Source organism: Streptomyces sp. NPDC058653 (assembly GCF_042716895.1).
Lineage (GTDB): Bacteria > Actinomycetota > Actinomycetes > Streptomycetales > Streptomycetaceae > Streptomyces.
On record NZ_JBHXRM010000059.1, the window covers coordinates 1 to 9,692 of the forward strand.

At 72.0% G+C, this 9,692-nt stretch carries 7 protein-coding genes; 6 read left to right on the forward strand and 1 reads right to left on the reverse strand.

The window, feature by feature from the left end:
* Positions 1–8 precede the first annotated feature (8 nt).
* Positions 9–1,382: an FAD-dependent oxidoreductase gene (locus tag ACFWU9_RS33200; RefSeq protein ID WP_384324817.1), complete on the forward strand. Its 1,374-nt coding sequence runs from the start codon at positions 9–11 to the stop codon at positions 1,380–1,382.
* A gap of 3 nt (positions 1,383–1,385) precedes the next feature.
* Here ACFWU9_RS33200 and hemE read toward each other — a convergent pair whose 3' ends face one another.
* Positions 1,386–2,477, reverse strand: coding sequence for a uroporphyrinogen decarboxylase (gene hemE / locus ACFWU9_RS33205; RefSeq protein ID WP_384324793.1), 1,092 nt, complete (start codon positions 2,475–2,477; stop codon positions 1,386–1,388).
* A gap of 91 nt (positions 2,478–2,568) precedes the next feature.
* On the opposite strand from hemE, the gene ACFWU9_RS33210 reads away from it, so the two are divergent.
* The 5 genes from ACFWU9_RS33210 (at position 2,569) to ACFWU9_RS33230 (ending at position 9,573) form a co-directional block, all read left to right on the forward strand.
* Entirely contained in the window at positions 2,569–3,243 is a 675-nt protein-coding gene (locus ACFWU9_RS33210) for a DUF3000 domain-containing protein (protein WP_384324794.1), read from the forward strand.
* A 210-nt stretch (positions 3,244–3,453) separates the two neighbouring features.
* On the forward strand, positions 3,454–4,113 hold the full coding sequence (locus ACFWU9_RS33215; protein WP_023537917.1) for a response regulator transcription factor: 660 nt from the start codon (positions 3,454–3,456) through the stop codon (positions 4,111–4,113).
* Positions 4,114–4,200: 87 nt separating this feature from the next.
* The gene (locus tag ACFWU9_RS33220; RefSeq protein ID WP_384324795.1) at positions 4,201–5,484 is read left to right on the forward strand and encodes an HRDC domain-containing protein; all 1,284 of its coding nucleotides are present in this window, start codon (positions 4,201–4,203) and stop codon (positions 5,482–5,484) included.
* 745 nt (positions 5,485–6,229) lie between these two features.
* Positions 6,230–7,450, forward strand: a complete 1,221-nt coding sequence (locus tag ACFWU9_RS33225; RefSeq protein WP_384324796.1) for a thiolase family protein — start codon at positions 6,230–6,232, stop codon at positions 7,448–7,450.
* Positions 7,447–9,573 (forward strand): 3-hydroxyacyl-CoA dehydrogenase NAD-binding domain-containing protein, encoded by a 2,127-nt coding sequence (locus tag ACFWU9_RS33230; protein ID WP_384324797.1) that lies wholly within the window; start codon positions 7,447–7,449, stop codon positions 9,571–9,573. Before ACFWU9_RS33225 ends, ACFWU9_RS33230 begins: the two co-directional genes overlap by 4 nt.
* The last annotated feature ends 119 nt before the right edge of the window (positions 9,574–9,692 follow it).

Here is a 9,692-nt window from a genome sequence, read left to right on the forward strand (position 1 = left end):
TGGCTGCGGTGCGCTTGGTGTTCATGGGCGGCGACGGGGCGGTATTGCCCGCCGCGCCGCAGGCCCGCAGGTTCAAGGGGCCCGAGGAGCTGGAGATCGTCGCCTTCGAGCGCGGCGACTTCGCCTCGTACTCGGCCTGCGGCATTCCCTACTGGGTCGGCGGCGACGTCGGGGGGCTGGACGACCTCATCGCCCGCACACCGGAGGAGCACCGGGAGCGCGCGATCGATCTGCGGATGCGGACCGAGGCGGTGCGGATCGACACCGCGGGCGGACGGGTCCTGGCCCGGGACCTGGACGCCGTGACCGAGTCGTGGACGGAGTACGACAAGCTGGTGATCGCCACCGGCGCCCGTCCGATCCGGCCCCCGCTGCCGGGCATCGACGCGCCGGGCGTGCACGGCGTGCAGACCCTCGGCGACGGTCGGGCGCTGATCGAGACGCTGGCCCGTACCGACGGCGGCGGACGCGCGGTCGTCGTCGGCGCCGGCTACATCGGTGTCGAGATGGCCGAGGCGCTGCTCAAACGCGGTTACGAGGTCACCGTCCTGCACCGCGACGAGCAGCCGATGGCCACGCTGGACCCGGACATGGGCCGGCTGGTCCACGAGGCGATGAACGGCCTCGGCATCACGACGGTCGGCGGCGCCGCCGTCACCGAGATCCTGACCCGCGACGACGGCAGGGTCAGGGCGGTGCTGACCGACGACGCCGAGTACCCGGCCGACGTCGTCGTCCTCGGCATCGGCGTCCGCCCGGAGACGTCGCTCGCCGAAGCGGCCGGACTGCCGCTCGGCCCGCACGGCGGACTGCTCACCGATCTCTCCATGCGGGTACGCGGCCAGGAGAACATCTGGGCGGGCGGCGACTGCGTGGAGGTGCTCGACCTGGTCACGGGCACCACCCGCCATATCGCGCTGGGCACCCACGCCAACAAGCACGGCCAGATCATCGGTGCCAACGTGGGGGGCGACTACGGCACCTTCCCCGGCGTCGTCGGCACGGCCGTCAGCAAGGTCTGCGACCGCGAGATCGCCCGGACGGGACTGCGCGAGAAGGACGCCCGCGCGGCGGGGCTCCAGTACGTCTCGGCGACCATCGAGTCCACCGGCACGGCCGGGTATCTGCCCGGCGCGCCGCTGATGACGGTGAAGATGCTCGCCGAACGCCGTTCGGGCCGACTCCTCGGCGTGCAGATCGTGGGCGGCGTCGGCGCCGCGAAGCGGGTGGACATCGCGGCGGTCGCGCTCACGGCCCGGATGACGGTGGAGCAGATGACGGCGCTGGACCTGGGCTACGCGCCGCCGTTCTCACCGGTCTGGGACCCGGTCCTGGTGGCGGCCCGCAAGGCGACGGCCGCCGTCAGGAAGGCGGGCTGGTAGGCCCTACCGCGCGGTCCGGGTGTGGACGTACTCGGCGAGGCGTGTCAGCGAGTCCGGGTCCATGGCCGGCAGCACCCCGTGCCCGAGATTGAAGATGTGGCCCTCCAACCCCTTGGCGGCGTCCAGGACTTCGTCGGTCTTCGCCTCCACCGCCCGCGTGGGGGCGAAGAGGACCGCCGGGTCGAGATTGCCCTGGAGCGCCTTGCCGGGGCCGACCCGGCGTGCCGCCTCGTCCAGCGGTACGCGCCAGTCGACGCCGACGACGTCCGCGCCCGCCTCGCCCATCAGGCCGAGCAGTTCGCCCGTACCGACACCGAAGTGGATACGCGGCACGCCGTATCCGGCGATCATGTCGAAGACCTTGGCGGAGGCGGGCATCGCGGAGCGCCGGTAGTCGGCGGGGGCGAGCGCGCCCACCCAGGAGTCGAAGAGCTGCACGGCGCTCGCGCCCGCCTCGATCTGCACCTTGAGGAAGGCGCCGGTGATCTCGGCGAGCCGGTCGAGCAGCTCGGCCCAGAGCTCCGGGTCGCCGTACATCATGGCCTTGGTGTGCTCGTGGTTACGGGACGGCCCGCCCTCCACGAGGTAGCTCGCGAGGGTGAACGGGGCGCCCGCGAAGCCGATGAGCGGGGTGGACCCCAGCTCGGCGGTGAGCATGCCCATCGCCTCGGTGACGTAGTGGACGTCGTCCGGCGTGAGGTCCCGCAGCTGCGCGAGGTCCGCGCGCGAGCGGACGGGGTGGGCGACGACGGGGCCGACTCCGGGCTTGATGTCGAGGTCGACGCCGATGGCCTTGAGGGGGACGACGATGTCGCTGAAGTAGATCGCGGCGTCGACCCCGTGCCTGCGTACCGGCTGGAGCGTGATCTCGGTGACCATGTCCGGCCGTGTGCACGACTCCAGCATCGCCGTGCCCTCGCGCAGCTTGCGGTACTCGGGCAGCGAGCGTCCCGCCTGCCGCATGAACCACACCGGGGTGTGCGGTACGGGCTCCCGCCTGCACGCCTTCATGAAGGCGGAGTCGTGGGTGGCGAGTGTCGCCGCTGTCGGCGCGGTCATCGTCGGCTGGCCCGGGGGGCGGTCGTTGGCGCTCACGCCCAGAATCTTCGCATGTACACAGAAGCGGCCGCCCCGGGCCGGGTGTCCTTCACCGCACGGGACGCTCGTTCCGCCTACTCTTCCCCGCATGGCTGCGGCTCAGGGACAGTTTTCTGATCATTCCAACGGCGTCGGCGGTACGGGGGGTACGGAGGGGGACTCCGTCCCGTCCGCGTTCCGACTGGCCGTCGAGGCTTTGCGGACGGCGCGGCTGCGCCCCGAGATGGAGATCGACCCGACCAAGCCGCCCCAGCGGCTCGCACCGCACGCGTACGCGCTGGAGGCGGCGGTGGTCCAGGGGGACGACGACCTGGCCGACGGGAGGCTCGTCCTGCTCCACGACCCGGACGGCCACGACGCCTGGCAGGGCACGTTCCGGCTGGTGACGCTCGTACGGGCGGAGCTGGAGCCGGAGATGGCGGCGGACCCGCTGCTCCCCGAGGTCTGCTGGTCGTGGCTGACCGGGGCGCTCGAAGCACGCGGTCTCTCCTACGGGGAGCCGAGCGGCACGGTCACGCGCGCCGGGTCGCACTACTTCGGCGGGCTCGCGGAGCGCCGTCCGGCGACCCAGATCGAGATCCGGGCCTCCTGGACCCCGCGCGAGGGCCTGGGCGGGGTCCCGGACTCGGCAACGCACCTGGCGGCCTGGTGCGATCTGCTCTGCCAGCTCGCGGGGCTGCCCCCGGCGGCCCCGACGGGCCCGACGGAGCCGGGGGCGGGCGTGGTCTCGCTCCCCCAGCGGCGGGGCCCCCAGGCTCGGTAGAAGAGGGCGGGACCGGCGGTCCGGGGAGGGGCCCACTCGTAGGATGATCGATCGCGCATCCGAATTGCCCGAATTGTTACTCATCAATTCGTGATCATTCTCTAAAGGCGGGGACGGTTGCTGCCGAAGAGGTCAATGACCCTTCAAGCACGGTTCGCCCCCGGCTTCATCCCCAGAGCCGGCCCGTCCCGCACCTTCCCAGGAGGCCTGGTGTCCGTTCTCCTCGAGCAGCCCGCAAGCCTGGTCGCCTACCGCCCGAACAAGCCGACGGCCATGGTCGTCGTGGCCGACCCTCGCGTCCGCTCCACCGTCACCCGCCACCTGTGGGCTCTCGGAGTACGCGACGTCATCGAGGCTTCGTCCATCGCGGAGGCCCGTCCCCGCGTCGGCAATCCACGCGACATCTGCGTTGCCGACGTCCACCTGCCCGACGGTTCCGGGCTGACCCTGCTGTCCGAGACCCGGGCAGCGGGCTGGCCCAACGGCCTCGCCCTCTCCGCAGCCGACGACATCGGCGCGGTGCGCAACGCCCTCGCGGGCGGCGTCAAGGGCTACGTCGTGACCGGTACGCGTACGAACATCGGCCACCCCGGCCGCCCCGGCGCCGCCCCCATCGGCGCGGGACCCCGCATGCACCGCCGCCCCCCGGGTTCCCCGAGCCACCCGGGCGGCTACCGCGAGCTCTCCGGCCGTGAGGTCGAGGTGCTCAGACTGGTGGCCGAAGGCCAGTCGAACAAGGCGATCGGCGTCTCCATGGGGCTCTCCGCCCTGACCGTCAAGAGCCACCTCGCCCGTATCGCGCGCAAGCTCGGCACGGGCGACCGGGCGGGAATGGTCGCCGTGGCCCTCCGCACCGGGATCATTCACTGACCGGTTTCACCCTCCCCACCGGCCGCATCGCCCGCCGACGGAACGTTCCGTCGGCGGGCGGCGTCCGTTCACAGATACCCTTGACACGTGACCGACGCCCAAGAGACCGCAGCAGACCCAGCACTGCGAACCACCGGGGGCGCTCCCCCGGCCGACGTCGAAACGGCGCCGATCCCCTTGTTGGAGCCTCGCGAAGGCATTCCGCCGGTGGTCGCCACCGAAGAAGCGCTCGCCGAGGTGATCGCTTCCTTCGCCGCGGGCACGGGCCCGCTGGCCGTCGACGCCGAGCGCGCGTCCGGCTACCGGTACGGGCAGAGCGCCTATCTCGTACAGCTGCGCCGCGAGGGCGCGGGCACCGCGCTCATCGACCCGGTCGGCTGCCCCGACCTCTCGGCCCTCGGCGATGTCCTCGCCGGTACGGAGTGGATCCTGCACGCCGCGACGCAGGACCTGCCGTGCCTCAGGGAAATAGGCATGCGCCCCACGCGGCTCTTCGACACCGAGCTGGCCGGACGGCTCGCGGGCTTCCCGCGTGTCGGCCTCGGCGCGATGGTCGAGAACGTCCTCGGGTTCGCCCTGGAGAAGGGCCACTCCGCCGTCGACTGGTCGACCAGACCGCTCCCCGAGCCCTGGCTGCGGTACGCCGCACTCGACGTCGAGCTGCTGGTCGATCTGCGCAACGCGCTGGAGAAGGAGCTGGACCGGCAGAACAAGCTCGACTGGGCCTGGCAGGAGTTCGACGCGATCGCCGCCGCCCCGCCGCCGCCCCCGCGCAAGGACCCGTGGCGCCGTACGTCCGGCATGCACAAGGTCCGGCGGCGCCGGCAGATGGCCGTCGTACGGGAGCTGTGGAACGCCCGCGACCAGACCGCGCAGCGGCGCGACGTCTCCCCGGGCAAGGTCCTCAGCGACGGCGCGATCATCGAGGCCGCGCTGGCGCTGCCGCTGAACGTGCACGCCCTCACCGCGCTGCCCGGCTTCGGGCACCGGATGGGCCGGCGCCAGCTCGAACAGTGGCAGTCGGCGATCGACCGGGCGAAGGCGCTGCCCGACACCGAGCTGCCGCAGCCCGGCCAGCCGCTGAACGGTCCGCCGCCGCCGCGCTCGTGGGCGGACAAGGACCCGGAGGCCGCGGCCCGGCTCTCGGCGGCCCGCGCCTCGGTGACGGCGCTCGCGGAGCGGCTGAACATGCCGCAGGAGAACCTGATCACGCCGGACACGGTGCGGCGGGTGTGCTGGGAGCCGCCGGCGGAGCGGAGCGTGGAGGCGGTGTCGGAGGCGTTGGCCGCGCATGGCGCGCGGCGGTGGCAGGTGGAACAGGTGGCGCCGCTGCTCGCGCGGGCGCTGGGCGCGACGGCGGCGACGGGCTGACCGGTCGCCGTCCGGCGCGGGGCTCTTGGGGTGCGGGGTGCGGGGTCGTTTCCGGTTGCGGTTGTCTGCCGACGGGCGGGGTTCGGGGCCTCCGGAGGGGTATGTCCGGACGGCGTGATTTACGGCGCGTGCACGGCTCGTTGGACCCGCTGTGGCGTTCTTGTTCACGCGCCACAAATCAGCCTGAGTGTCCGAACACACCCCTCCTGCGACCCCGCCCCCCTCACGCCGTCCCGACACCCGTACAAGCCCCCCGGTCGCTCCGGTCCGCGGGGGGAAGGGGGACGCGCAGGGGTCGTGTCCGGACACTCAGGCTGATTTGTGCCGCGTGGACAACCCGGTCTCCTCGGGTCCAACGAGGGGTGCACGCGGCGTAAATCACGCCGTCCGGGCATGACCCCGGAGCGGCACCCGGCAACCACCGGAACCACCCCCAGCCCGGCCGGCGCTTGAGGCCAACCCCAACCCACCACGGACCCGCACGCGAACCAGCCAGCCCGCCGCAGGCGACCCCGCGGCACCCGGTAACCACCGGAACCACCCCCAGCCCGGCCGGCGCTTGAGGCCAACCCCGGCCAGGCACAGGCCCGCACGCGAACCGGCCAGCCCGCCGCAGGCGACCCCGCACGCGAACCGTGACCCGCGGAACACCCACGTCGCCTGGGCAGGAACGGTTACCCGCAAGTAGCATGTGTCCCACGCAAGCCTGCTCGCAGAGCCACCCGCACCCTGGAGGAGAGCCATCGTGCCTCGTACCGTCAGGGATGTCGTCTTCGTCGACGGCGTCCGCACCCCGTTCGGCAAGGCGGGCCCGAAGGGCATCTACCACGAGACCCGCGCCGACGACCTGGTCGTGAAGGCGATCCGGGAGCTGCTGCGCCGCAACCCGGGCCTCGACCCCGCGCGGATCGACGAGGTCGCCATCGCCGCGACCACGCAGATCGGTGACCAGGGCCTGACCATCGGCCGCACCGCCGGCATCCTCGCCGGGCTGCCGCAGTCCGTCCCCGGCTACTCGATCGACCGCATGTGCGCCGGCGCGATGACCGCCGTGACGACCACCGCCGGCTCCATCGCCTTCGGCGCGTACGACGTCGTCGTCGCCGGCGGTGTCGAGCACATGGGCCGCCACCCGATGGGCGAGGGCGTCGACCCGAACCCGCGGTTCGTCTCGGAGAAGCTCGTCGACGAGTCCGCCCTCTTCATGGGCATGACCGCGGAGAACCTGCACGACCGCTTCCCGCGGATCACCAAGGAGCGCGCCGACGAGTACGCCGTGCGCTCCCAGGAGAAGGCGGCCAAGGCGTACGCGAACGGGAAGATCCAGCAGGACCTGGTGCCGGTCTCGGTGCGCCGTACCAGCCCCGAGGGCGGTGAGACGGGCTGGGGCCTGGCCACCGAGGACGAGCCGATGCGGCCCGGTACGACGATGGAGTCCCTGGCCGGGCTCAAGACCCCCTTCCGCCCGCACGGCCGGGTCACGGCCGGCAACGCGGCCGGGCTCAACGACGGCGCCACCGCCTCGCTGATCGCGTCGGAGGAGTTCGCCCGCGAGGCCGGGCTGCCGGTCAGGATGCGCCTGGTGAGCTACGCGTACGTGGGTGTCGAGCCGGAGGTCATGGGCTTCGGCCCGATCCCCTCGACCGAGAAGGCCCTGGCCAAGGCCGGTCTGTCGATCGACGACATCGGTCTGTTCGAGATCAACGAGGCCTTCGCCGTACAGGTGCTGGCCTTCCTCGACCACTACGGCATCGCCGGGGACGACCCGCGCGTCAACCAGTACGGCGGCGCCATCGCGTACGGCCACCCGCTCGCGTCCTCCGGCGTCCGGTTGATGACCCAGCTGGCCCGGCAGTTCGAGGAGCAGCCGCAGGTCCGCTACGGCATCACCACCATGTGCGTCGGCTTCGGCATGGGCGCGACGGTCGTCTGGGAGAACCCGCACTTCGACGGAGGCAACAAGTGAGCACCGCTGAACTCCTGAAGGGCGCGGCCGAGCTGTTCCCGGACGAGGTCGTCACCCAGGCGCACGTGCGCCACCTCGAACTCCCCGGCGCCGTCGGCACGTTCGCGCTCATCACGCTCGACAACGGCCTGGACCACACCAAGCCGACGACCTTCGGCCCGCAGTCGCTGGCCAATGTCGACGCCGCGATCACCCAGGTCGAGGCCGAGGCCGCCGAGGGCAGGATCGTGGGTGTCGGTATCACCGGCAAGCCGTTCATCTTCGCCGTCGGCGCCGATCTCAAGGGCGTCGAGCTGCTGAAGCGGCACGAGGACGCCCTGGCCATCGGCAAAGGCGGCCACGACGTGTTCAAGCGGCTCGCGGGCATCGCGGTGCCGACGTTCGCGTACTACAACGGCGCCGCGATGGGCGGTGGCGTCGAGATCGGGCTGCACTGCTCGTACCGCACCGTCTCCGCCGCGCTGCCCGCCTTCTCGCTGCCCGAGGTCTTCCTCGGTCTCGTCCCGGGCTGGGGCGGCTGCACGCTGCTGCCGAACCTGATCGGCGCCGACCGCGCGGTCACGGTGATCATCGAGAACTCGCTCAACCAGAACAAGCAGCTCAAGGGCGCGCAGGTCTATGAACTGGGCATCGCCGACGCCCTGTTCGAGGGCGCGGACTTCCTGGAGCAGTCGCTGCTGTGGACCGCGTCGGTGCTGAGCGGCGAGATGACGGTGGAGCGGCCGGAGATCGACCGGGGCGACGCGTGGGACCAGGCCGTGGCGCGTGGGCGGTCCGTGGCCGACTCCAAGGTGCACGGCGCGGCGCCCGCCGCGTACCGGGCGCTGGACATCGTCGCCGCCGTGAAGGACGGCGACCTCCAGGCCGGTTACGACGCCGAGGACACCACGCTCGCCGACCTGATCATGGGCGGTGAACTGCGGTCCGGGATCTACGCGTTCAACCTCGTGCAGCGGCGCGCCAAGCGGCCCGCCGGCGCCCCTGACAAGGCGCTCGCGCGTCCGGTCACCAAGGTCGGTGTCGTCGGCGCGGGCCTGATGGCCTCGCAGCTGGCGCTGCTGTTCCTGCGCAGGCTCGAAGTACCGGTCGTGCTCACGGACATCGACCAGGAGCGGATCGACAAGGGTGTGGGCTATGTCCACGCCGAGATCGACAAGCTGCTGGGCAAGGGCAGGATCAACCAGGACAAGGCCAACCGCTACAAGGGTCTGGTCACCGGAGTCCTGGAGAAGGCGGACGGTTTCGCCGACGCCGACTTCGTCATCGAGGCCGTCTTCGAGGAGATGGGCGTCAAGCAGAAGGTGTTCGCGGAGGTCGAGGCGGTCGCCCCGGCGCACGCGATCTTCGCCACGAACACCTCGTCGCTGTCGGTCACCGAGATGGCCTCGAAGCTGAAGAACCCGGAGCGGGTCGTCGGCTTCCACTTCTTCAACCCGGTCGCGGTCCTGCCGCTGCTGGAGATCGTGCGCGGCGAGCAGACGGACGAGGCGTCGCTGGCGACGGCGTTCGGTGTCGCGAAGAAGCTCAGGAAGAGCGCGGTGCTGGTGAAGGACGCCCCGGCGTTCGTCGTCAACCGCATCCTCACGCGCTTCATGGGCGAGATCCAGAACGTCATCGACGAGGGCACCCCGGTCGACGTGGCGGAGCGGGCGGTCGAGCCGCTGGGTCTGCCGATGTCGCCGCTGGTCCTGCTGGAGCTGGTCGGACCCGCCATCGGTCTGCATGTCTCCGAGACCCTCCACCGGTCCTTCCCGGACCGCTTCACGGTCTCGCCGAATCTGGCGGCCGTGGTGAAGGCGGGCAAGCGGGGCTTCTACGTGCACGACTCCGGGAAGCCCGAGCTGGACCCGGACGTCCTGTCGCTGCTGGAGCAGGGCGACAGCGTGCTGACGGAGGAGCGGACCCGGGCGCGGGTGCTCGACGCCGTCGCGGAGGAGATCGGTCTGATGCTGGACGAGGGCGTCGTCGCGGAGGCCCAGGACATCGACCTGTGTCTGCTGACGGGCGCGGGCTGGCCCTTCCACCTGGGCGGCATCACGCCGTATCTGGACCGGGAGGGCGTCTCGGAGCGGGTGAACGGGAAGAGGTTCCTGGCTCCGGGTGTGGCCAGCGTCCCCGCGTAGCCGACGAGGAGCGGGCCGGGGGGGGGGGGGGCGTGCGCCCGGCCCCCCCCCGGGGGGGGGATAGGCGGGTGCTGCCCGGCGCCCCCCCCCCCCGCCCGGGCCCAGCGTGGGCGGGATGG